This is a genomic window from Pseudomonas sp. SWRI179, from assembly GCF_014268705.1.
GTDB lineage: Bacteria > Pseudomonadota > Gammaproteobacteria > Pseudomonadales > Pseudomonadaceae > Aquipseudomonas > Aquipseudomonas zanjanensis.
Genome location: NZ_JABWRA010000013.1, coordinates 14,961 through 37,831, shown reverse-complemented (window position 1 = coordinate 37,831; position 22,871 = coordinate 14,961). Strand labels below are relative to the sequence as shown.

General features: G+C 59.8%; 26 protein-coding genes and 1 tRNA gene. 20 read left to right on the top strand and 7 right to left on the bottom strand.

Annotated elements, in window-relative coordinates; translation table 11 throughout:
• Window positions 1–83 precede the first annotated feature (83 nt).
• On the bottom strand, window positions 84–1,337 hold the full coding sequence (locus HU767_RS09835; RefSeq protein WP_186706360.1) for an OprD family porin: 1,254 nt from the start codon (window positions 1,335–1,337) through the stop codon (window positions 84–86).
• A gap of 881 nt (window positions 1,338–2,218) precedes the next feature.
• Between HU767_RS09835 and HU767_RS09830 the strand changes: the two genes are divergently transcribed.
• Window positions 2,219–2,644, top strand: a complete 426-nt coding sequence (locus HU767_RS09830; RefSeq protein ID WP_186706359.1) for an HIT domain-containing protein — start codon at window positions 2,219–2,221, stop codon at window positions 2,642–2,644.
• A gap of 3 nt (window positions 2,645–2,647) precedes the next feature.
• Complete coding sequence (locus tag HU767_RS09825) at window positions 2,648–2,854, top strand: SlyX family protein (protein ID WP_060740896.1); 207 nt, start codon at window positions 2,648–2,650, stop codon at window positions 2,852–2,854.
• A gap of 70 nt (window positions 2,855–2,924) precedes the next feature.
• Here the strand turns inward: HU767_RS09825 and HU767_RS29055 are convergent, their stop codons facing one another.
• Window positions 2,925–3,530, bottom strand: a complete 606-nt coding sequence (locus tag HU767_RS29055; protein WP_186706358.1) for a cold-shock protein — start codon at window positions 3,528–3,530, stop codon at window positions 2,925–2,927.
• A gap of 395 nt (window positions 3,531–3,925) precedes the next feature.
• On the opposite strand from HU767_RS29055, the gene HU767_RS09815 reads away from it, so the two are divergent.
• From HU767_RS09815 to HU767_RS09730, 18 genes are all read left to right on the top strand, one after another.
• The gene (locus HU767_RS09815) at window positions 3,926–4,399 is read left to right on the top strand and encodes a Dps family protein (protein WP_053124624.1); all 474 of its coding nucleotides are present in this window, start codon (window positions 3,926–3,928) and stop codon (window positions 4,397–4,399) included.
• A 205-nt stretch (window positions 4,400–4,604) separates the two neighbouring features.
• A complete protein-coding gene (locus HU767_RS09810; protein WP_186706357.1) occupies window positions 4,605–4,946 on the top strand; it encodes a ribbon-helix-helix domain-containing protein in 342 nt (113 codons plus the stop codon).
• A gap of 284 nt (window positions 4,947–5,230) precedes the next feature.
• On the top strand, window positions 5,231–5,452 hold the full coding sequence (locus HU767_RS09805; RefSeq protein WP_003178589.1) for a zinc ribbon domain-containing protein: 222 nt from the start codon (window positions 5,231–5,233) through the stop codon (window positions 5,450–5,452).
• A 75-nt stretch (window positions 5,453–5,527) separates the two neighbouring features.
• Entirely contained in the window at window positions 5,528–7,303 is a 1,776-nt protein-coding gene (gene aspS, locus HU767_RS09800; protein WP_186706356.1) for an aspartate--tRNA ligase, read from the top strand.
• A 120-nt stretch (window positions 7,304–7,423) separates the two neighbouring features.
• Window positions 7,424–8,170 (top strand): YebC/PmpR family DNA-binding transcriptional regulator, encoded by a 747-nt coding sequence (locus tag HU767_RS09795; RefSeq protein ID WP_018614256.1) that lies wholly within the window; start codon window positions 7,424–7,426, stop codon window positions 8,168–8,170.
• A 153-nt stretch (window positions 8,171–8,323) separates the two neighbouring features.
• Window positions 8,324–8,848 (top strand): crossover junction endodeoxyribonuclease RuvC, encoded by a 525-nt coding sequence (ruvC, locus tag HU767_RS09790; RefSeq protein WP_014339919.1) that lies wholly within the window; start codon window positions 8,324–8,326, stop codon window positions 8,846–8,848.
• Window positions 8,849–8,962: 114 nt separating this feature from the next.
• Complete coding sequence (ruvA, locus tag HU767_RS09785) at window positions 8,963–9,571, top strand: Holliday junction branch migration protein RuvA (RefSeq protein ID WP_053124616.1); 609 nt, start codon at window positions 8,963–8,965, stop codon at window positions 9,569–9,571.
• The gene (gene ruvB / locus HU767_RS09780; protein ID WP_003178599.1) at window positions 9,572–10,633 is read left to right on the top strand and encodes a Holliday junction branch migration DNA helicase RuvB; all 1,062 of its coding nucleotides are present in this window, start codon (window positions 9,572–9,574) and stop codon (window positions 10,631–10,633) included. It abuts the gene before it with no gap.
• Between the two features lie 127 nt (window positions 10,634–10,760).
• Window positions 10,761–11,228, top strand: coding sequence for a tol-pal system-associated acyl-CoA thioesterase (ybgC, locus tag HU767_RS09775; protein WP_186706354.1), 468 nt, complete (start codon window positions 10,761–10,763; stop codon window positions 11,226–11,228).
• Window positions 11,218–11,913 carry a protein TolQ gene (tolQ, locus tag HU767_RS09770; RefSeq protein WP_030140798.1) on the top strand — a complete coding sequence of 232 codons (696 nt, stop codon included), beginning with the start codon at window positions 11,218–11,220 and terminating at the stop codon, window positions 11,911–11,913. The genes ybgC and tolQ overlap by 11 nt, the downstream gene beginning before the upstream one ends.
• A 23-nt stretch (window positions 11,914–11,936) precedes the next feature.
• Window positions 11,937–12,389, top strand: coding sequence for a protein TolR (tolR, locus tag HU767_RS09765; RefSeq protein ID WP_172681749.1), 453 nt, complete (start codon window positions 11,937–11,939; stop codon window positions 12,387–12,389).
• On the top strand, window positions 12,389–13,468 hold the full coding sequence (gene tolA, locus HU767_RS09760; RefSeq protein ID WP_003205033.1) for a cell envelope integrity protein TolA: 1,080 nt from the start codon (window positions 12,389–12,391) through the stop codon (window positions 13,466–13,468). The genes tolR and tolA overlap by 1 nt, the downstream gene beginning before the upstream one ends.
• Before the next feature lie 17 nt (window positions 13,469–13,485).
• On the top strand, window positions 13,486–14,766 hold the full coding sequence (gene tolB / locus HU767_RS09755; RefSeq protein ID WP_186706353.1) for a Tol-Pal system beta propeller repeat protein TolB: 1,281 nt from the start codon (window positions 13,486–13,488) through the stop codon (window positions 14,764–14,766).
• A gap of 52 nt (window positions 14,767–14,818) precedes the next feature.
• Window positions 14,819–15,316 carry a peptidoglycan-associated lipoprotein Pal gene (gene pal / locus HU767_RS09750; RefSeq protein ID WP_003205029.1) on the top strand — a complete coding sequence of 166 codons (498 nt, stop codon included), beginning with the start codon at window positions 14,819–14,821 and terminating at the stop codon, window positions 15,314–15,316.
• Between the two features lie 6 nt (window positions 15,317–15,322).
• The gene (ybgF, locus tag HU767_RS09745) at window positions 15,323–16,156 is read left to right on the top strand and encodes a tol-pal system protein YbgF (RefSeq protein WP_186706352.1); all 834 of its coding nucleotides are present in this window, start codon (window positions 15,323–15,325) and stop codon (window positions 16,154–16,156) included.
• A 166-nt stretch (window positions 16,157–16,322) separates the two neighbouring features.
• Window positions 16,323–16,970: a 7-carboxy-7-deazaguanine synthase QueE gene (gene queE, locus HU767_RS09740; RefSeq protein WP_186729413.1), complete on the top strand. Its 648-nt coding sequence runs from the start codon at window positions 16,323–16,325 to the stop codon at window positions 16,968–16,970.
• A 19-nt stretch (window positions 16,971–16,989) separates the two neighbouring features.
• Entirely contained in the window at window positions 16,990–17,664 is a 675-nt protein-coding gene (gene queC, locus HU767_RS09735; protein ID WP_163006903.1) for a 7-cyano-7-deazaguanine synthase QueC, read from the top strand.
• Window positions 17,665–17,727: 63 nt separating this feature from the next.
• Window positions 17,728–17,803, top strand: a tRNA-Lys gene (locus HU767_RS09730).
• A 303-nt stretch (window positions 17,804–18,106) separates the two neighbouring features.
• On the opposite strand, the gene HU767_RS09725 is transcribed toward HU767_RS09730, so the two are convergent.
• From HU767_RS09725 to HU767_RS09705, 5 genes are all read right to left on the bottom strand, one after another.
• On the bottom strand, window positions 18,107–19,042 hold the full coding sequence (locus HU767_RS09725; RefSeq protein WP_186729412.1) for a LysR family transcriptional regulator: 936 nt from the start codon (window positions 19,040–19,042) through the stop codon (window positions 18,107–18,109).
• Between the two features lie 100 nt (window positions 19,043–19,142).
• Window positions 19,143–20,330, bottom strand: a complete 1,188-nt coding sequence (locus tag HU767_RS09720) for a cyanate transporter (RefSeq protein WP_186729411.1) — start codon at window positions 20,328–20,330, stop codon at window positions 19,143–19,145.
• A gap of 308 nt (window positions 20,331–20,638) precedes the next feature.
• Complete coding sequence (gene copD / locus HU767_RS09715) at window positions 20,639–21,550, bottom strand: copper homeostasis membrane protein CopD (protein ID WP_186729410.1); 912 nt, start codon at window positions 21,548–21,550, stop codon at window positions 20,639–20,641.
• A 4-nt stretch (window positions 21,551–21,554) separates the two neighbouring features.
• Complete coding sequence (copC, locus tag HU767_RS09710; protein ID WP_186729409.1) at window positions 21,555–21,932, bottom strand: copper homeostasis periplasmic binding protein CopC; 378 nt, start codon at window positions 21,930–21,932, stop codon at window positions 21,555–21,557.
• 44 nt (window positions 21,933–21,976) lie between these two features.
• Window positions 21,977–22,861: a copper resistance protein B gene (locus tag HU767_RS09705; protein ID WP_186729408.1), complete on the bottom strand. Its 885-nt coding sequence runs from the start codon at window positions 22,859–22,861 to the stop codon at window positions 21,977–21,979.
• Window positions 22,862–22,871 lie beyond the last annotated feature (10 nt).

Here is a 22,871-nt window from a genome sequence, read left to right as displayed (position 1 = left end):
AATGGGCATAAAAAAACCGCTCACCTGGAATCAGGTGAGCGGTTTTTGTTTGTAGCGGGTGAAGCTATCAAACTAGCACTGAATTACAAGATGCTCAGTGGGTATTCGACGATTACGCGGAAATCATTGTTGTCGTTGCCGTTGATGCCGTTATAGGCAGTGTTGGCACGGTAGAACGCGCTACGTACACGGAAAGACAGGTCCTTGGCTGGACCGCTTTGCAGAACATACTTGGTTTCGATGTCCCACTCGTGCTCTTTGCCTTCTTCGCCGCCAGTTTCGATGTTGTCACCGGTAACGTAACGAGTCATGAAGCTCAGGCCAGGAATGCCGTAGGTCTTCATGTTCAGGTCGTAGCGAGCCTGCCAGGAACGCTCGTCCTGACCGTTGAAGTCGGAGTACTGGATGGAGTTGGCGAGGAAAATGGTACCGCCGCCGTCAACGCCGTACACGTAGCCGGTATCACCGGTGGAGCGCTGGTGGGCCAGGGTGAACTTGTGGGCACCGATGGCATAGGCTGCTGCGAGGGACCAGATGCGGTTGTCAACGTCGCCGCTGAGCTTCTGGCCTTGGTCCTGGCTGTCATAACCGTTGAAGTCGAAGTTCAGGGACTGATCTTCGTTGATCGGCAAGGTGTAGTTCAGGTTCAGGTATTTCTTTTTGTAGTGGTCTTCAACATCGGAAGCCGCTACGCCACCGACGAAGTTGTCGGTGAACTGGTAGGTTGCGCCAACGATGTCAGCGGATTTCAGGCCAAGGCCGTCATCACCCATGCCAGTTTGCGAGCTGATGGCGTTGAAACGACCTGCGGTCAGCTCCAGGCCTTTGATTTCTTTACTGGTGATCAGGGTACCAGTGGCAACTTCCGGCAGCAGACGGCTGTCGTCAGTGGAGAAAACCGGGCTGGTAGTGAACTGGTTACCGTATTTCAGGACGGTGTCGGACAGACGGAATTTAACCGCGCCACCCACTTTCGATTGTGTGTCTTCCAGGTTGCCGTCGCTGTCGCGAGCGAACAGACCGTTACCGGCACGACCGCTACCGCCATCGATGCGAACGGTGCCAAATGCGAAGCCGTCAACGCCTACACCAACGGTGCCTTGAGTGAAGCCCGACTCGTAAATGGCACGAGCGGCAACACCAGACTCTTCACGATAACTTTGCGAAGTGCTTGGGTTGTTCTTGAAATCACGGTTCATGTACAGCGCACGGGTCAGAACGGTCAAGCTCTGATCTTCAATAAAACCCTTGGATTCCTCTTGGGAGGACGCCATTGCGAACTGCGAGGTACTGGCCGATACAGCCAGTGCGATCATGCTCCACTTCATCACGCGCATCGTGATTTGCTCCTTTGGTTTTTAGAAGAGTACTGCCGTCCCACCTGTTTTTTTATCTGGGCGGCTCTTTCTTTTTGTGTCGGCGCAAACTTATATCACGTCGACATTCTTTGGCGATACTTGCCCATTCAACCTTTCAGCTTCTTTACGACCCTGTCGCCAATGGCTCGATCCATGTCGCATTTCAGCTGTTCCGACGCAACCGTATTCACAACTTTTATGTTGTTTTCTTTTTTCGGCGTCGGTGTAAAGAGTCCGTCATTACCGCGTTTGAAGCTCCTGTGGGCAGCCTTGCCACTTTAATTTGTGTGTCGGCAGGTTCTCGCTTCCGGCGAGCACCTTGGACAGTGCGAGTATGAATGCAACAAGCATGCTCAAACCCGGATTTCGTTTACATTTTTTTCACATTTCACCGGTTGACGCGGTGAAACCTCATGAAACCGGGCTCCAAAGGCCTTGTTTTAAATAGGGTTGACTCGTGTGAGCTCCCGTGTTTGGCATCGGCAAATGCGGCAAGACAACCAAAAACGTTACCGGTTCACCCTACCCAGTGAGTAAATCACGGATGCTTTGTGCACTGAGCGTAGACGTACTGTGCTGTTTTGGTGCAAAAAAATTTCATGTTGTACGAAAATCTTACAGCGTCGAGGCTTTGCCTGGGCCCTGGCATGGTCCTTCCAGGGGATTGCCGTGCCGCTTGCGCTGTGTTGGTGCGTCAGCTGCACAGGTTGATGCCGTATGTTGAAAAAAACTCGAAGAAACGGCGTCGGGCGCGCTACGCAGTGATCGATCCTGCATTCGCGGGTATGCTGCACCTCTGTGTCCGACGCAGGCCTGCGGGCCGCTGAGCCGGGCAGAATCGATAACGAGGAGTACGCGCGGTGTTTGCCTTAGATCCACGACTGCAACAAGACACTTTGCCTATCGGCGATTTCCCGTTGTGCCGTTTGCTCTTGTCCAACGACGCCAACTACCCGTGGTTCATCCTCGTGCCGCGGCGAGAAAATATCAGCGAATTGTTTCAGTTGGATGACATCGATCAATTGCAGCTGTGGAAAGAAACCACGGCGCTGGCCGAAACCCTCAAGGATTCGTTCGATGCCGACAAGATGAACGTTGCAACCTTGGGTAACGTGGTCAGTCAATTGCACATGCATGTCATTGTGCGCAAGCGCGATGATGCCGCCTGGCCTGCGCCGGTCTGGGGCAAGCATCCGGCCCAGCCGTATAATGCGGGGCAGGTCGCGGCCATTCGCGAACGGTTGCGAGTGGCTCTGGCCGATGATTTCAAGTTTCTGGAGGGCTGAACCATGAACCTTGAAGAGCGTGTAACCGATCTGGAAAGCCGTCTGGCATTTCAGGATGACACCATCCAGGCATTGAATGATGTGCTGGTGGCGCAACAACGCGTTGTCGAGCGTCTGCAGCTGCAGATGGCGGCGTTGCTCAAGCGCCAGGAAGAAATGGCCGGGCAATTCGAGTCGTTCGAGGAAGAAGCGCCGCCGCCTCACTACTGATGGGCTCCGATTGCCAGGCAATAAAAAACCGCGAGCAGCCAGGCTGCATCGCGGTTTTTTTTCGTTTGGATCAGCGGCGTGGTAGCGCAGCGATCACATCTTCGGCTTGCAGGCCCTTGTCGCGGTTCATCACGGAGAATTCCACGCGCTGGCCTTCCACCAGGACGCGATGGCCTTCGCCACGAATGGCCCGGAAATGCACGAAAATGTCATCGCCGGAGTCGCGGGAGATGAAGCCGAAGCCCTTGGACGTGTTGAACCACTTCACCGTGCCGGTATCGCGGTTGGACATGTCGTAGTTCTGCGCAGCGGCGGCTGGCGACGACTTCTTGTAGAAGCTGACGGCCAGGTGCAGTGCCACGGCGAACAGGGCCGCGCCCAGGCTGAACAGAATGGCCGGTTGACCGCCGATTTCCGGCATCGGTGCCAGCAGGGCCAGGGTTTGCAAGGCAACGGCCAGCACCAGCAGGGCGCTGACCAGGTTTTGCAGTTGGTGACGTGGACCTTTGTTCCAGTAAGGGATGACAGGTGCAAGGGTCAGGTTGAGCAGGCCGAAAAAGGCCAGGTACAGTGCATCGGGGTGTTGCAGGTAAGGTGTGGCTTCGGAACCCAGGCTAGGGATGAAGGACAGCAGCAGGGCGGCTGCGCCCATTAGCAAGTGGACGATTTTCAACATTTTGATTGGCTCACGGTTAAGACAGGTCACAAGGAAGAGCGGGTCGGGGACGGTTCGCTTCGAAACAATGAGAGGCGTTGGACACGTACCCGAATCAGCCTATGCGCTACGCCCGGGAAAATAAGCGTAGCGACACACTGCCTATTTAACAGCAAAGCTTGGGCCTTCTCAAACCCGTTACGGGCGCGCACCGCGCTGTTCGTCGGCCAGAAAAGCTGCGCCGATGTTTGGAGGTGCCAGGCAAGCGGCGTTGAATTGCCCAGGGTGTCGGAACCGTGAGCGGTCCTGGCTTGTCGGTTCTGGAGGGCTGGCGATCTGTCGCAGGCCGCAGGCGGCCAAACCACTAGAGTGGGTAGGGCGTTTGTCGAATTCATCACTTTCAGGAGATCAACCCAATGGCAATTGATATCGGTATCAGTGAAGAAGATCGCAAGTCCATCGTCGACGGGCTTTCGCGCCTGCTGTCGGACACCTACGTGCTGTACCTCAAGACCCACAATTTCCACTGGAACGTCACAGGGCCGATGTTTCGGACCCTGCACCTGATGTTCGAGGAGCAGTACAACGAGTTGGCTTTGGCGGTGGACCTGATTGCCGAGCGAATCCGCGCCCTTGGCTTCCCGGCCCCGGGCGCCTACTCGGTGTATGCGCGCCTGTCTTCTATTAAGGAAGAGGAAGGCGTGCCTGCCGCCGAAGACATGATCCGACAACTGGTCGAGGGTCAGGAGGCGGTGACGCGTACGGCCCGTGGCATCTTTCCTTTATTGGACAAGGTCAGCGACGAGCCCACCGCTGACCTGCTGACCCAGCGCATGCAGGTCCACGAAAAGACCGCGTGGATGCTGCGCGCGCTGCTCGAGGGCCAATAAGCCCAGGCCGGGGATGACGTGGGGTGGGGCTTATTGCCTGCACGTGCCGTGTAGGACGACGTAATTCGTCGCCGGCCTGCTGTTGGCTTGTCCTACGCCCATGGTCATAAAGTCGTCTGGAACTGGCGGTGCCGTTGAGCTTCCATAGAGCCACGGATGGGTTGTTCCAACCCAGAGGCTCGTATGGCAAAGGAGTGTCAACGGTATGATTCAAGGAAAAGTACCCGGAGAAGGGGGGCGGGGGCGTTTCCAGCCCATCAGCGTCGACCCGTTCGTCCGGGGGTTCGATATGCAACTGGCCCGGCCACTGGCCCGATCCATTCGCTTGAACGGGTTCGCCACCTGTCTGCGGCTGGAGCAGGTCTATTGGGATATTCTCGGCGACATGGCCGAGCTCAACCGCTGCTCCATCAGCACGTTGCTGTCCCATGTGGACAGGGAAGTGCACCTGCGTCACGGTGGGGTGCGCAATTTCAGCGGGTTGGTGCGCGTGGTCTGTGTGGTGCACAGCTTGAAAGAGGCGGGAATGGATCATCGTGTGGTCTAGCCCCGTCAATGGTTGCGAGCGCGGTGTCCCCCAGGGGAATGAGTTCATTCGTGGCGAGGGAGCTTGCTCCCGCTGGGCTGCGCAGCAGCCCTCTTTGTGAGCGCTTCGCACTCAAGCGGGAGCAAGCTCTGGCCACGATGAGTCGCGCAAGCCTTTAATGAACAAAAGGATCGGCAATGACTGTGCGGTCTTACGGCTGCACAGGCCGCATTTAATGGATATAATCCCGCTCTTTGCCGCAAAGCCTGCCTTTGCGCGTGTAACCTGATCGCCGAGACAACCCCATGCCGATGTACGACTACCAATGTGCTTCCTGTGGTCATCAGATGGAAGCCATTCAAAAGATCAGCGCTGCACCGCTGGTCGACTGCCCTGCCTGCCAGGCGCCGGAACTGAAAAAGATGCTCTCCATGCCCGGTTTTCGCCTCGGTGGCACCGGCTGGTATGAAACCGACTTCAAGACCGGCGCCAAGAAGAACCTGGCCGGTGGCGACAAAGCTGATTGAGTTGAATACGCGCGAGTTCTTGCACGGGCAGGGCCTCCAACCGAATGTCGAATTACGAGAAGTGAAACCACTACCATGATGCGCAGCCATTATTGCGGCCAACTGAACGAAAGCCTGGAAGGTCAGGAAGTTACTCTTTGCGGATGGGTCCATCGTCGCCGTGACCATGGCGGGGTGATTTTCCTCGATATCCGTGATCGTGAAGGCCTGGCCCAGGTGGTGTTCGATCCGGACCGCGCTGAAACCTTCGCCACCGCCGACCGCGTGCGCAGCGAATACGTCGTCAAGATCACCGGCAAGGTGCGCCTGCGCCCGGCCGGCGCCGGCAACGCCAACATGGCGTCGGGCATGATCGAAGTGCTGGGCTACGAGCTGGAAGTGCTCAACGAAGCGGAAACCCCGCCGTTCCCGCTCAACGAATACTCCGACGTGGGCGAGGAAACCCGCCTGCGCTACCGCTTCATCGACCTGCGTCGCCCGGAAATGGCCGAGAAGCTGCGCCTGCGTTCGCGCATGACCACCAGCATCCGTCGTTACCTGGACGAGAACGGCTTCCTCGACGTCGAGACGCCGATCCTGACCCGCGCCACGCCGGAAGGCGCCCGCGACTACCTGGTGCCGAGCCGTACCCACCCCGGCAGCTTCTTCGCCTTGCCGCAATCGCCACAGCTGTTCAAGCAACTGCTGATGGTGGCTGGGTTCGATCGCTACTACCAGATCGCCAAGTGCTTCCGCGACGAAGACCTGCGTGCCGACCGTCAGCCTGAGTTCACTCAGATCGACATCGAGACCAGCTTCCTCGACGAAAAGGACATCATGGGCCTGACCGAGGGCATGATCCGCAACCTGTTCAAGGAAGTGCTGGGCCTGGAGTTCGGCGAGTTCCCGCACATGACCTTCGAAGAGGCCATGCGTCGCTACGGTTCCGACAAGCCGGACCTGCGTAACCCGCTGGAACTGGTGGATGTGGCCGATCAGCTCAAGGACGTCGAATTCAAGGTGTTCAGCGGCCCGGCCAACGACCCGAAATGCCGTATCGCGGCCCTGCGTGTTCCAGGCGGCGCCAGCATGCCGCGCAAGCAGATCGACGACTACACCAAGTTTGTCGGCATCTACGGTGCCAAGGGCCTGGCCTACATCAAGGTCAACGAGCGCGCCGCGGGTGTTGATGGCCTGCAATCGCCGATCGTGAAAAACATCCCGCAAGACAATCTCAACGTGATCCTCGATCGCGTCGGTGCGGTTGACGGTGACATCGTCTTCTTCGGCGCCGACAAGGCCAAGATCGTCAGCGAAGCCCTGGGTGCGCTGCGCATCAAGCTGGGCCACGACCTGAAGCTGCTGACTTGCGAGTGGGCCCCTATGTGGGTCGTTGATTTCCCGATGTTCGAAGAAAACGACGATGGCAGCTTCTCCGCGCTGCACCACCCGTTCACTGCGCCGAAGTGCTCGCCGCAAGAGCTGGAGGCCAACCCGGCCACCGCGTTGTCGCGCGCCTACGACATGGTCCTGAACGGCACCGAGCTGGGTGGCGGTTCGATCCGTATCCATCGCAAGGAAATGCAACAGGCGGTGTTCCGTCTGTTGGGTATCGATGAAGCTGAACAGGAAGAGAAGTTCGGCTTCCTGCTGGACGCCCTGAAGTTTGGTGCACCGCCCCACGGTGGCCTGGCCTTCGGCCTGGATCGCCTGGTGATGCTGATGACCGGCGCCCAGTCGATCCGTGAAGTGATCGCGTTCCCGAAAACCCAGAGCGCGGCCGATGTCATGACCCAGGCGCCGGGCGTGGTGGACGCCAAGGCGTTGCGCGAGTTGCACATCCGCCTGCGGGAACAGCCAAAGGCTGAGTAAGGCTGGCACCTGAGAGGGCGCATCTTCGGATGCGCCTTTTCATTGGCGTCGATATTTCTGATTGTCGGCCACTGCGCACGCGCAGGGCGGGCAATGTTCCAAAAAGAAACGGAGCGAGTTATGGCAGGTCATTCCAAGTGGGCGAACATCAAGCACCGCAAAGAACGTCAGGATGCCAAGAGAGGCAAGATCTTCACCAAGTGGATCCGTGAGCTGACGGTCGCGGCCCGCCAGGGTGGCGGCGACCCGGGTTCCAACCCGCGCCTGCGCCTGGCCCTGGACAAGGCCTTGGGTGCCAACATGAGCCGCGACATCATCGACCGGGCCATTGCCCGTGGCGCCGGTGCAACCGAGGCGGATAACGTTGAAGAGCTGACCTACGAAGGTTACGGCCCGGGCGGCGTGGCGGTGATGGTCGAATGCATGACCGACAACCGCAACCGTACCGCCGCCGCCGTGCGTCATGCATTCAGCAAATGCGGTGGCAACCTCGGCACCGATGGCTCGGTGGCCTATCTGTTCGAACGCAAGGGGCAGATCAGTTTCGCCCCGGGCCTCGATGAGGATGCCCTGACGGAGGCGGCCCTGGAGGCCGACGCCGATGACGTGGTCAGCCATGAAGACGGTTCGTTCGACGTGTTCACTTCGTTCGCCAGCTTCTATGCCGTGCGCAACGCCTTGGAGGCGGCTGGTTTCAAGCCTGCCGATGCGGAAATCGTCATGCAGCCGACCACCAGCGCCGAACTGGACCTGGAAGGGGCCGAAAAGGTACTCAAGCTGATCGACATGCTGGAAGACCTGGATGACGTGCAGAACGTTTATTCCAACGCTGATATTCCGGAGTCGGTGGCTGAACAGCTCGGTTGATATTCTCTTATCCGATAGCATGAGTACCAGGGTGGGAGCGGGCTTGCTCGCGAAGGCGGTGTGTCAGATAACAAAAATGTTGAATGACACACCGCCTTCGCGAGCAAGCCCGCTCCCACAGGTCCAGGTATCCCTCTTTAAGCCGCAGGCGCTATGACTTTAATCCTTGGTATCGATCCTGGTTCGCGCATCACCGGCTACGGTGTGGTTCGCGATACCGGGCGCGGCTGCGTGTACGTCGCCTCTGGTTGCATCCGCACCGGGGCGGGTGAGCTGCACGAGCGCTTGCAGATCGTTTATCGCGGCGTGCGCGAAGTCATCCAGACCTACGGCCCGGTGACCATGGGCATCGAGCGGGTCTTCATGGCGCGCAACGCCGATTCGGCCCTGAAGCTGGGGCAGGCCCGGGGGGCGGCCATCGTGGCGGGCGCCGAGGAAAACCTGGAGATCGCCGAGTACACCGCGACCCAGGTCAAGCAGGCGGTCGTCGGCACTGGGGCGGCGAACAAGGAACAGGTGCAAATGATGGTGATGCACCTGTTGAAGCTGGTCAGTAAGCCACAGATCGATGCTTCCGACGCCCTGGCCATCGCCATTTGCCATGCCCACACCCGTTCCAGTCTGTTGCCCCATGGCCTGGGAACCGCACGCAGTCGTGGCGGGCGCCTGCGTCTCTGATAGCATCAGCGCTTCATTCATGAACCCGAGCCCGTTGCGCCTGTATCGTCGGCCTGAATGCTCGTGTTGTTACTCGCCAGCCTGGGGGCTGGCCAACGCCCAAGGATCTGAAACGTGATTGGACGCTTGCGCGGCACCCTGGCTGAAAAACAGCCGCCGCACCTGATTCTCGATGTGAACGGCCTGGGCTATGAGCTGGAAGTGCCCATGACCACGCTGTATCGCTTGCCGTCGGTCGGCGAGCCGCTGACCCTGCACACCCATTTGGTCGTGCGCGAGGATGCGCAGTTACTCTATGGTTTCGTCGGCAAGCGTGAGCGGGATTTTTTCCGCGAGCTGATCCGTCTCAATGGCGTCGGTCCGAAACTGGCCCTGGCCTTGATGTCGAGCCTGGAAGTCGACGAACTGGTGCGTTGCGTGCAGTCCCAGGACACCTCGGCCCTGACCAAGGTGCCGGGGGTGGGCAAGAAAACCGCCGAGCGCCTGCTGGTCGAGCTCAAGGACCGCTTCAAGGCCTGGGAGGCGGTGCCGGCCATGTTCGCCCTGGTGCCGAACCAGCCGGATGCGCCGGTGCCAGCGGTCAGCGCCGAAAACGATGCGGTCACCGCGCTGATCTCCCTGGGCTACAAGCCTCAGGAAGCCAGCAAGGCGATTTCCGCCATCAAGGAAAAAGGCCTGAGCACTGAAGACATGATTCGCCGTGCCCTGAAGGGAATGATTTAAGTGATTGAAGCTGACCGTCTGATCGCCGCCACGGGCGCGCCCCGTGACCGCGAGGAAATCCAGGATCGCGCGATTCGTCCTGTCAGCCTGGCCGACTACATCGGCCAGCCGACCGTGCGCGAGCAGATGGAGCTGTTCATCCAGGCCGCCCGTGGGCGCAGCGAATCGCTGGACCACACCTTGATCTTCGGCCCGCCGGGCCTGGGCAAGACCACCCTGGCCAATATCATTGCCCAGGAAATGGGCGTCTCGATCAAGAGCACATCGGGGCCGGTGCTCGAGCGGCCGGGCGACCTGGCGGCGCTGTTGACCAACCTTGAGCCTCATGACGTGTTGTTCATCGACGAAATCCATCGGCTGTCGCCGATCGTCGAAGAAGTGCTATACCCGGCCATGGAAGACTTCCAGCTCGACATCATGATCGGCGAAGGGCCGGCGGCGCGCTCCATCAAGCTCGACCTGCCGCCGTTCACCCTGGTCGGCGCCACCACCCGCGCCGGCATGCTGACCAACCCGCTGCGGGACCGTTTCGGTATCGTCCAGCGCCTGGAGTTCTATAACAACGCCGACCTGGCGACGATCGTCAGCCGCTCGGCGGGCATCCTCGGGCTGCCACTGGACCCCGACGGGGCCTATGAAATTGCCCGGCGTGCCCGGGGTACGCCGCGGATCGCCAACCGCCTGCTGCGTCGGGTGCGGGATTTTGCCGAAGTCCGGGCCAAGGGCCACATCACCAAGCCGATTGCCGACCTGGCGTTGAACCTGCTGGACATCGACGAGCGGGGTTTCGACCACCAGGACCGGCGCCTGCTGCTGACCATGATCGAGAAGTTTGACGGTGGCCCAGTGGGCGTGGACAGCCTGGCGGCGGCCATCAGCGAAGAACGCCACACCATTGAGGATGTGTTGGAGCCTTACCTGATCCAGCAGGGCTACATCATGCGCACCCCACGCGGGCGCGTGGTGACCCGCCATGCCTACCTGCATTTTGGCTTAAACATCCCGACACGAATGGGCGAGATGCCGGTGGTAGACGAATTCCTCGATGCCGTGGACGATTGAACGAGCTCCGAATGCCGACTTTTTTCCAGTTCGTGCTGTCCCAGACGACGCCTGGAGCGTCAATGCGTTCGAGAATGAAAAAACAGTTGCCTGGCCGATTGGCAACCTGAGGAGTAAGCACTAGAGTATGCGCGCGCAAAACGGGCTGGAGTCGTTCGCACATCGCTGTCGCGTTTATTACGAGGACACCGATGCTGGCGGCATCGTCTACTACGTCAATTACCTCAAGTTTATGGAACGGGCTCGAACCGAACGGCTGCGGGAACTGGGTTTTGCCCAATCCGCGCTGGCAGGGGAGGACCTGTTATTCGTCGTGCATTCCAGCGAAGCGCGCTACCACGCGCCGGCGCGACTGGACGACGAGCTGATGGTAAGTGCCGATGTCATCGAATTGAACCGTGTCAGCCTGCGCTTCAAGCAGCAGGTCAGGCGGGCTACGGATAACGTGCTGCTCTGCGAAGGGCAGTTTTTGGTGGCCTGTGTGCGCACCCATAGTTTGAAACCCCGGGCCATTCCCGAAGCTCTACGCGCGGCCTTTGCCGGCGTGAGCGGCGCGGGTACACACTCAGAGCAGGAGATAAAGCGTGGAAGCTAACGTCGTCGACCATTCCTCCATGTGGAGCCTGGTCAGCAATGCCAGCGTCGTGGTGCAACTGGTAATGCTGACCCTGGTAGCCGCATCGGTGACCTCATGGATCATGATCTTTCAGCGCAGCAACATGCTGCGCGCCGGTCGCCGTGCCCTGGAGAGCTTCGAAGAGCGCTTCTGGTCCGGCATCGACCTGTCCAAGCTGTATCGCCAGGCCGGCAGCAACCCGGACCCGGATTCGGGCGTCGAGCAGATCTTCCGTGCCGGCTTCAAGGAGTTCTCCCGCCTGCGCCAGCAGCCCGGTGTGGATCCTGAAGCGGTCATGGAAGGCGTGGCCCGTGCCATGCGCGTCGCCATCTCCCGCGAAGAAGAGAAACTCGAACAGGGCCTGCCGTTCCTGGCGACCGTGGGTTCGGTCAGCCCGTACATCGGCCTGTTCGGTACCGTGTGGGGGATCATGAACTCCTTCCGTGGCCTGGCATCCGCCCAGCAAGCGACCCTGGCCACCGTGGCCCCAGGTATTGCCGAGGCACTGATCGCCACCGCCATCGGCCTGTTCGCGGCGATCCCGGCCGTTATCGCCTACAACCGCTTCGCTGCCCGCAGCGAAACGCTGACCAGCCGTTACTACACCTTCGCCGATGAATTCCAGGCGATCCTGCACCGCAAAGTGCACACCAGCGAAGAATAAGCAGGTATTTCCCAATGGCTTTAATCGCTCGAGCCCGAAAAAAGCGCAAGCCGGTTGCCGAGATGAACGTGGTGCCCTACATCGACGTGATGTTGGTGCTGCTGGTCATCTTCATGGTGACCGCGCCCATGCTCAATCAGGGCGTGAAGGTCGATCTGCCCAAGGTTTCCAGCGAAGCCTTGCCGCAGGACAACAACACCCAGGTACTGACCATTTCGATCAAGGCTGACAAGACCTATTACTGGAACCTTGGCAGCGAAGTGGATACCGAGAAGCAGCAGGACCGGGCCATGACCTTGCCGCAGATGACCGACGCGGTGACCAAGATCATCAACGCCGGTAACGGCAACGGCAAGCGTACCCAGGTCTTCATTCGCGGCGACAAGACTGTCGACTACGGTGCCGTGATGGGCGCCATGGGCGGGCTGCAGAAAGCCGGGGTCGGTAATGTTGGCTTGATCACCGAGGCCCCCTGATGCAGCAACAGCGAGAGCCGTCCGCCTCGGAAAGCTACTTCTGGCCCAGTGTCCTGGCCATCGGCCTGCATGTGCTGGTGTTCGGCATGCTGTTCGTCAGTTTTGCCATGACCCCGGAGCTACCGCCGGCCAAGCCGATCGTGCAGGCGACGTTGTACCAGCTCAAGTCGAAAAGCCAGGCCACTACGCAGACCAACCAGAAGCTTGCCGGTGAGGCGAAGAAATCCGCCGCGCGCCAGACCGAAGTCGAGCAAATGGAGCAGAAGAAGGTCGAGCAGGAAGCGATAAAGGCCGCGGAACAAAAGAAAGAGGAAGCGGCTCAAAAGGCCGAGGAAGCCAAGAAGGCCGATGAGGCGAAGAAAGCGGACGAGGCGAAAAAGGCTGACGAAGCCAAGAAAGCCGACGAAGCGAAGAAAACCGCCGAGGCCAAAAAGGCAGAAGAGAAACAATTGGCTGATATAGCCAAGAAGAAAGCCGAAGAAGAAGCCAAGAAAGCCGCTGAAGAAGAGGCCAAGAAAGCGGCCGCTGAAGAAGCGAAGAAAAAGATCGTCGAGGACGCCAAGAAAAAAGCGGCCGAAGACGCCAAGAAGAAAGCTGAAGCTGAAGAGGCGAAAAAGAAAGTCGCCGAAGACGCGAAGAAGAAAGCCGCCGCCGACGCCGCCAAGAAAAAGGCCCAGGACGCAGCGCGTAAATCCGCCGAAGACAAAAAGGCCCAGGCCTTGGCAGATTTGCTTTCCGACACGCCGGAGCGCCAGCAGGCCTTGGCCGATGAGCAGGGCGATGAAGTCGCCGGCAGCTACGATGATCTGATTCGCGCCCGAGCGGCGGAAGGCTGGGCTCGTCCACCTTCGGCACGCAAAGGCATGACGGTAGTATTGCAAATCGGCATGTTGCCCGACGGTACGGTTACCTCGGTCAGCGTCGCCAAGTCCAGTGGTGACGGTCCGTTCGACGCTTCGGCGGTCGCGGCGGTCAAGAACATTGGGCGTTTGACGGAAATGCAAGGAATGAAGCCGAGCGACTTTGCTCCCTATCGTTCATTCAAGATGACATTCACACCTGAGGATCTAGCCTTGTGAGAAACCTTCTTCGATCAATGCTGGTCGTTATCTGCTGCCTGGCAGGGATAGCGGTAGCAGAGGAAAAGAACATCCTGGTCACCAGCGGCAGCGACCGGGCCACCCCGATCGCCGTCGTACCGTTCGGCTGGCAGGGCGGTAACGTGCTGCCGGACGACATGGCGGAAATCATCGGCAACGACCTGCGCAACTCGGGTTACTACGCGCCGATTCCGAAGCAGAACATGATCAGCCTGCCAACCCAGGCCAGCGAAGTCATCTACCGTGACTGGAAGGCCCTGGGCGCCCAGTACATCATGGTCGGCAGCATCGTTCCGGCCGGCGGTCGCCTGCAGGTGCAGTACGCCCTGTTCAACGTCGCCACCGAGCAGCAAGTGCTGACCGGCAGCGTGTCGGGCAGCGTCGACCAGTTGCGCGACATGTCGCACTACATCGCCGACCAGTCGTTCGAAAAACTCACCGGCATCAAGGGCGCGTTCTCCACGCGCATGCTCTATGTGACGGCCGAGCGCTTCTCCGAGAACAACACCCGCTACACCCTGCAGCGTTCCGACTACGACGGCGCGCGTGCGGTGACCCTGTTGCAATCGCGCGAGCCGATCCTGTCGCCGCGCTTCGCCCCCGATGGCAAGCGCATCGCCTATGTCTCGTTCGAACAGAAGCGTCCGCGCATTTTCGTGCAGCACATCGACACCGGTCGTCGTGAGCAGATCACCAACTTCGAAGGCCTGAACGGCGCGCCAGCCTGGTCGCCGGACGGTTCGCGCCTGGCGTTCGTGCTGTCCAAGGACGGTAACCCGGACGTCTACGTGATGAACCTGGCTTCGCGTTCGATCTCCCGCGTCACCAACGGCCCGGGCATCAACACCGAACCGTTCTGGGGCAAGGATGGCTCGACCATCTACTTCACCTCCGACCGCGGCGGCAAGCCACAAATCTACAAGACCAGTGCCGGTGGCGGCGGTGCCGAACGCGTAACCTTCGTCGGTAACTACAACGCCAACCCTAAACTGTCGGCGGACGAAAAGACCCTGGTGATGATCCATCGCCAGGATGGTTTCACCAATTTCAAGGTGGCGGCCCAGGATTTGCAGCGCGGTAGCGTAAAAATCCTCACTGATAGCACTCTGGACGAGTCACCTACTGTTGCGCCCAACGGCACCATGGTAATCTACGCCACCCGCCAGCAGGGCCGGGGAGTCTTGATGCTCGTGTCCATTAATGGACGCGTGAGGCTCCCGCTTCCTACCGCTCAAGGCGAAGTCAGAGAACCGTCCTGGTCCCCTTACCTGAACTGACGCGGCGCAATACGTTTTACTTAACACACTGGGGTTCATTAGGAGTTTCACGATGGAAATGCTGAAGTTTGGTAAATTTGCTGCGCTGGCTCTGGCCATGGCTGTAGCTGTAGGTTGCTCGTCCAAAGGCGGCGACAATGCCGGTGAAGGCGCTGTTGATCCAAACGCTGGTTACGGCGCTAACACCGGTGCAGTTGACGGCTCCCTGAGCGAAGAAGCTGCTCTGCGCGCAATCACCACCTTCTACTTCGAATACGACAGCTCGGACCTGAAGCCAGAAGCCATGCGCGCTCTGGACGTTCACGCCAAAGACCTGAAGTCGAACGGCGCTCGCGTTGTTCTGGAAGGCAACACCGACGAACGTGGTACTCGTGAGTACAACATGGCACTGGGCGAGCGTCGTGCGAAAGCCGTTCAACGCTACCTGGTACTGCAAGGTGTTTCCCCAGCTCAGCTGGAACTGGTTTCCTACGGCGAAGAGCGTCCAGTTGCTACCGGCAACGACGAGCAGTCCTGGGCTCAAAACCGTCGCGTCGAACTGCGTAAGTAATTCGTCATGCGAACGTGCCGTCGTGCTGTAACTGTTCTGGCTCTCAGCCTCGCGCCGCTTGCGGCGTGGGCTGCGGTTCCTGTGGTCGATAACGATGCCGGCTATAACAATAGCGGGAGCAGCTATCCGCCTGCAGGTTACGGTACGAACGGCGCCTATGCCGGGGGAGGGGTTTCGACCCCTGTCTCGGCACAGGGCCAGCTGTTCAACCAACTGCAGCAAATGCAGGATCAGATCTCGCGCCAACAAGGTGTGATCGAAGAACTGCAAAATGATATCTCGCGCATGAAGCAGGAAAGCCTGGAGCGATACCAGGATCTTGATCGGCGCATAGGAACCGGCGTTGCACCTGCCGCGACTCCTGAGAATTCTCCTGCCGGTGGCGACTTGAACGCCCCCGGTGCAGCCGCAGGCGCGGGGGCAGCCGCTCCGGCAGCACCTGCCGCCGGTGGCGAACCGGCTGATCCGGCGAAGGAAAAGCTCTATTACGATGCTGCCTTCGACCTGATCAAGGCCAAGGATTTCGACAAGGCCAGCCAGGCCTTTGCCGCTTTCCTGCGCAAATACCCAAACAGCCAGTACGCGGGCAATGCCCAATACTGGCTGGGCGAAGTGAACCTGGCCAAGGGCGACCTGCAAGGTGCCGGCCAGGCGTTCGCCAAGGTCTCGCAACTGTATCCCAAGCACGCCAAGGTGCCGGATTCGCTGTACAAGCTGGCTGACGTAGAGCGCCGCCTTGGTCACACCGACAAGGTGAAAGGCATTCTGCAGCAGGTGGTGGCCCAGTACCCGGGGACATCCGCCGCCCAGTTGGCCCAGCGTGATCTGCAACGCATGTAAGCCGGCTTGAGCTGTTTTGAAGAAACCCGCGCCTGTCGCGGGTTTTTTCGTTAGAATTCACGCCCTTTTTCTGAAACACGCTTTTTGGGATCTGCGCGTTGGCGGGGTTCCTTGAAGTGCCTGACGGAGGCGGACAGCCTGTTTAGCTGTTACGCCCGTGGCGACTATGCAAGACACATTGAGAATCACCGAAGTTTTTTACTCGTTGCAGGGTGAAACGCGAACGGCTGGGCTGCCCACGGTATTCGTGCGCCTCACCGGTTGTCCGTTGCGTTGCCAATACTGTGACAGCGCCTACGCCTTCAGCGGCGGCACCGTGCGATCCCTCGACGATATCCTGGAGCAAGTGGCCAGTTATCGTCCGCGTTATGTCTGTGTCACGGGCGGCGAGCCCTTGGCGCAACCCAACGCCATCCCCTTGCTCAAGCAATTGTGCGATGCCGGTTACGAGGTTTCGCTGGAAACCAGCGGCGCCCTGGATATCTCGGCCGTCGACCCGCGCGTCAGTCGCGTCGTGGACCTGAAAACCCCAGGCTCCAAGGAAGCGCATCGCAACCGTTACGAAAATATCGAACTGCTGACGCCCAACGACCAGGTCAAGTTCGTGATCTGTTCGCGAGAGGATTACGACTGGGCCGTGTCCAAGTTGATCCAGTACGGGCTCGATCAGCGGGCTGGCGAAGTGTTGCTATCGCCGAGTCATCACGATTTGAGCGCCCGGGGTCTGGCGGATTGGGTGGTGGCGGATAACTTGCCGGTGCGCCTGCAATTGCAGCTGCATAAATATCTTTGGAACGACGAGCCGGGGCGCTGAGATGACTGAACATACGAACATGGCTGAAAAACGTGCGGTCATCCTGTTGTCCGGTGGCCTGGATTCGGCCACGGTCGTGGCCATGGCCCGTGCCGAGGGTTATCGCTGCTACACCATGAGTTTCGACTATGGCCAGCGCCACCGCGCCGAGCTGCACGCCGCCGAGCGGGTGGCCCGGGACTTGGGCGCAGTGGAACACAAAGTCATCGGCCTGAACCTCAACGGTATCGGCGGTTCGGCCCTGACCGACAGCTCCATCGACGTGCCCGAGGCACCAAGTGAAGGCATTCCGGTGACCTATGTGCCGGCGCGTAACACGGTGTTCCTGTCCTTGGCGCTGGGCTGGGCGGAAGTGCTGGGCGCCCGCGATATTTTCATTGGCGTCAATGCCGTGGATTACTCCGGCTACCCGGACTGCCGCCCGGAGTTCGTCGAAGCGTTCGAACGCATGGCCAACCTGGCCACCAAGGCCGGTGTGGAAGGGCAGGGTTTCCGCATCCAGGCGCCGTTGCAGAATCTGAGCAAGGCCGACATCGTCAAGGCGGGCGTGAAGCTTGGCGTGGACTACGGACTCACCGTTTCCTGCTATCAGGCCGACGATCAGGGCCGCGCTTGTGGCAAATGCGACAGCTGCCGCCTGCGTGCAGAAGGCTTTGCGGCGGCGGGTGTGAGCGATCCAACCCGTTATTTTTGATTTATTTCAAATTAAGTGTTGAATAGTCCTTAGAAATCAGTATTATACGCGCCACCACACAGCGGGTCGTTAGCTCAGTTGGTAGAGCAGTTGGCTTTTAACCAATTGGTCGTAGGTTCGAATCCCACACGACCCACCATTTTTTGCTGTTTTAAAAGTCTGGAAGGCCCACGAAAGTGAGGATTTCCGGATTTTTTTTTTGCCCATGAAAAAGCCCACTCTCCGAAGTCAATGCTGTTCACTTAAGGCAATCGGCAAACCCGTGGCGAGGGAGCTTGCTCCCGCTGGGCCGCGAAGCGGCCCCAAAACCTGCCAAGTGCGGCGTATCAGACACCGCACCCGCCGGTTTACGACTGCTTCGCAGCCGAGCGGGAGCAAGCTCCCTCGCCACAGGGTCATCATTGTTCTTAAGTGAACGGCATTGCACCCACCGAAGTGGGGCTCAGAGCAGGCCCTCCTCGGCGCATACTTGCATGATCTGCTCGCGAAGCCAGATGTTGGCGCTGTCCTGGCTCGCTTTCTCGCTCCATACCATCTCCAGGGTAAAGTTCGGTAAGCCCGCGGGTGGCGGGTGTTCGCCGAATCGTGCTTGATCGCAAATCAATGCCTGGATACGCCGAGGCAATGTCAGGACGAAGTCGGTTCCAGCGATCAGGTTCAACGCTGCTACGTAGCTGTTGGCTCTTGCGACTATCTTGCGGCTATAACCCTGTCGGGCGAGCCAGCCATCGATCATGTTGGTGTCAGACGTCCACGGTGTTGGAAATACGTGCTGGCGGGCGGCAAACGCTTCCAGGCTGAAGTTTTCTTGCGGCCCTGGGAAACTTTTATCGAGCACGCACACCAACTCGTCTTCGAGCAGCACCTGCGAGCGCAGGCCCTTGACGTCGCCATGGAAGTGCGGCCCGAAACAGACGACAAGATCGAAGCGATCGTCCCGCAGTGCATCAACCGGAATATCCCGATGAAATTTCGTCGTGTTGATGACCACCGCAAAGCGCTTGCCGATGAAGCGTTTGACCAATTTGGGCAAGATCAGCAGTTCGAAGTATTCCGGCGCACAGAGGTTGAAGGTGATTTCTTCCTGATTCGGATCGAATGTCCGGAAACCGGAATGGCATTGATTGATTGCCTCTAGAACCCCCAGTATCTGGCCGTACATGGCGGTGGCTTTATGAGTGGGGCGCATGCCGGAGCGGGTATTGATGAACAGCTCCTCTTGGAAGCTGGTGCGCAGTGTCCTCAGGCAGTAGCTCACGGTTGACTGGCTGACGCATAGGGCCTCGGCGACCTGGGTGACGCTGCCTTGTTCGTACACCGCTACAAAAACCATCAGGTCTTGCATGTCCAGCTTTCTGAGCAGGTTACTGACCAGCATCAGCTATTCTCGGCGTCATCCCTGCGTCTCTCTTTGTCCTGGCGAAAGTCCCCATTTATACAGGAGCCTGGGGCTTTTATCTTTCAGTCAGGTGCAGGGCCTAGTCTATATGCCGCGCGTATTGCTTGGGATCGAAGCGCAGGACCATCAGGAGCATCAACGCCATGACGGCAGTGAGTGACCACCAGGCCCATTCGAAGCTGCCCGACTGATCGCGAATCACCCCGGCAATCAATGGCGAGAGCCCGGCGATCAGGTAGCCAATGCCTTGCACGAACGCGGTCAGGCCACCGGCCCGTCGCGGGTTATCCAAGTGGTCGAGGGAGACGATCAAGCTCATTGGGAACAGGCCGCCGATGCCCAGGCCCAACAGGCAGGGCCACAACAGGCTGAAACGTTCCGGGCTGAGGATCAGGCCGCAGAAGCCGCCGATGATCAGGGCCAGCAGGCCGGTGAGGACCCAGCGTTTATCCCGGCTGCGGTTGGCAATCGCCGGAGTGACGAGGCCGGACAGCACTTCCATGGCCGTGAGGAACCCCAACAGCAGGCCCGCATGTTGTTCGCTCCAGCCCTTCTCCACATAGTACGGGGCCAGCCAGGCCAGTACACAGGTGTAGGAGGCGGTGCCCAGGCCGAAGAAAATCGCCAGCAGCCAAGCTCGGGAATTGCTGAAGAATGACGCTTGCTGCCGCACAGGCGCTCCGGGCAACGGGGTCACGGCTGCACGCTGGGCGTACCAGCAACCCAGTGCGATCAATGCCAACAGTGCCCAGATCGCCAGGCCGATGCGCCAGCTGCCAGTTTGCGACAGGACAAACGGCGAAAACGATGCGGCAAGCGCCGCCCCGCCCATGATCGACGTGACATACAAACCCATGAACAGCGAGACGTTGTCGGCGTAGCGCGACTTGATCAGGGCCGGCATCACCGCCTGGATCAACGCGATGCCGAGCCCGGCCAACACCGCGCTGACGATCAGTTCGGCGGCGCTGTCCAGGTACAAGCGCGATGCGGTGGCGATACCGATGATCAACAGCGACAGCACGATGGTGCGGTGCTCGCCGATGCGCAGGGCGATGCGCATGCCCAGGAACATCGCCAGGCCCATCGCCATGACCGGCAACATGGTCAACAGCGAAGCGGTGCTGAAGCTCAGCGGGACCTCCCCGCGAATGGCGGATAACAGCGGCCCGACGGCGGCCATCGAAGGCCGCAGGTTCAGCGCCACCCACACGATGCTGACCATTAGCCAGACGGCATGGGTGCTTGAGGTTCGAACGTTTTCCATGACAGGGCCTTGGCTGGATAAAGCTTCATTTAGGCCAGGGCACCTAGCGATGGGCAAACTGAAAACTGGCAGGGCTTATCGAATAATTAAATGCCGCCCACCCGGTTTTTGTGGCGAGGGAGCTTGCTCCCGCTGGGCTGCGATAGCAGACCTAAGGATATCGATCATTCCCACGCTCCTGCGGTGTTCATGAGGCTTGTGTTCACCACAGGCCCAGCGTGGGAGCGACCAAACACCGAGTGCTCAGGTTTTGGGGGCGCTTCGCACCCCAGCGGGAGCAAGCTCCCTCGCCACGGATTGAGTGCCGGTCATTCCATCCCCGGGCTCAACGTCCCCAACCAAGCCACCAACCCCAGGATGACCACCGCCACGGAGAACTCCAGGACCATGCTGCGCCGCAGGGCATTCACCGCGACCCGGTGTTCGCCGCTTCGCCGGGCATTTTCCAGGAGTGGGCTCAGGTGAAATCGGTTCAACGCGGCGAACACCAGCATGGCCGTGAACAAAATAAGTTTGAGCGCCAGCAATTGACCGTAAAGGCTGTCGAGCACCCCGACGATGCTTGGGCCAACGATGAACAGGTAGTTGACCACCCCCGTCACACTGATAACCACCACGATCACCGCCCCGGCGGTTTCAAACCCGATCAATGTCCGGGCCAGCACCGCCAGTTGTGGTTCGGCCTGGCGCAGTAGCAGGGCAAACGCAGCCAGGGCACCGACCCAGCCACCCGCCGCCCATAGGTGCATAAAGTCGGTGATGAAATGCCAGTTGCGGCGTGTCCCTTCATCCATCGCGCCGTGGCCTGCCCAGGCCAGCGTCGCCAGTGCCACGGCTCCGCCCAGCGCGACCAGGCCGAGGCTGGTGGTCGGCCAACGCTGATTGAGCGTCACGGCGACACCGGCCAGCAGCAACGCCGCCATGCGTAGGGTCCAGGCCATGCCGAGGTCGGTCTCCACGACCATCATTTCAATGTGCGGCCACAGCTCGACCCACGCCGTAACACCGCTCATGGCCCAGGCCATGCACGCCATGGCGGCCAGGGAGAGCAACCCACCCAGCACTGCCGTGGCCAGCAGCAGTGGCGCGAAAGGCAACTGCGCACCCGACCTCCGCTCCTGGCCTCGCAGGCTATACAGGCCAAACGCGGCCAGGCCGAACAGCAACATCAAATCCAGGTACAGGGCAAAGCGCAGCGCGATGTTGATCGAGTCGCTCATCAACTCACTTCACCTTGAATGTGACGTTGCCGGTGATCGGGTGCGTGTCGGACGACACCGCGCGCCACTGGACCTGATAGCTGCCCGCGGTGAGAGGGGCATTCGGCGTGATGACCATGGTTTTCGGATCATCGCTGCCGGACACCTTGGCCGGCATCGGCATGGGCGAATGCGCTGCCATGCCCGGCATCGCGGTCATCATCAGCTTGGCGCCGGAAAACTTGGTCAGCAGGTTTTCGGAAAAGTGCAGCTCGATCTTTGCCGGTGCCGCCCCTTCGGCACCTTCGGCCGGGGTGGAGGACAGCAGTTTTGGATGAGCCTGGGCCAGGCCACTGAGCAACAGGCCAACGGACAATACAACAGCGGTTTTGATGACTGACATGCAAGGACTCCTACAACTTGGTTTTTAGTTTTTAGTGAAACAGATCAGAACCACAGGCGCAGGCCCAGCACCAGGCGGGCTTCGCTGCGGTCTTCGCCCTCTTCTCGGACGTAGTCGGCGGTGTTGCCGTAGACCCGATTCCAGGTGACGCCAATGTAGGGCGCGAATTCCCGGCGTATTTCGTAGCGCAGCCGCACGCCGAGTTCGGTGTCCGACAAGCCCGAGCCGACGCCACGGGCGGGATCGTTCTTGCCATAGAAGTTGGCTTCGGCGGTGGGCTGCAGGATCAACCGATTGGTCAACAAGATGTCGTAGTCGCCTTCCAGGCGCGCCGCGCTCTGGCCACCTTCGCCGATGAACGCGGTGGCCTCGGCCTCGAAGTTGTACAGGGCCATGCCCTGCACGCCGAAGGCGGCCCAGGTTTGCGAATCGCCCGGCTTGAAGTCCTGGCGCACGCCGGCCACCACGTCCCACCAAGGACTGATGGCGTGGCCCCACAACGCCTGCAATTCGGCTTCTTCGGTCTTGCCATTGAGGCGTTCACCTTCGGAGCGCAGCCACAAACGGTCGATGTCGCCACCGATCCAGCCGGAGGCGTCCCAGCTCAGGGCGCTGCCGTCATCGGCGTCCTGCCATTCCAGTTGGTCGATGAGGAAAAACGAATGGATGGCGCTGTCGTGCACCGCGTGTCCGCCATGATCCTCGTAGACGGCGGCGCGGTCGGCGGCGGTCAGTGCCGGGATCGGCGTGCGGCTGCTGGTCGGCGCCGGTTGCATGGATTCCATGCCTTGCATCTGGCTGTGGTCCATACCCTGCATCTGGCTGTGGTCCATGCCGGGCATGTCATTGTTCGCCGCCCAGGCCGATAGGCTGCTGCCAAAAGCAAGAATGGCCAGGGGCAGGGCGGGGTATTTCACGATAGGGGTCATGGTCGCTTCC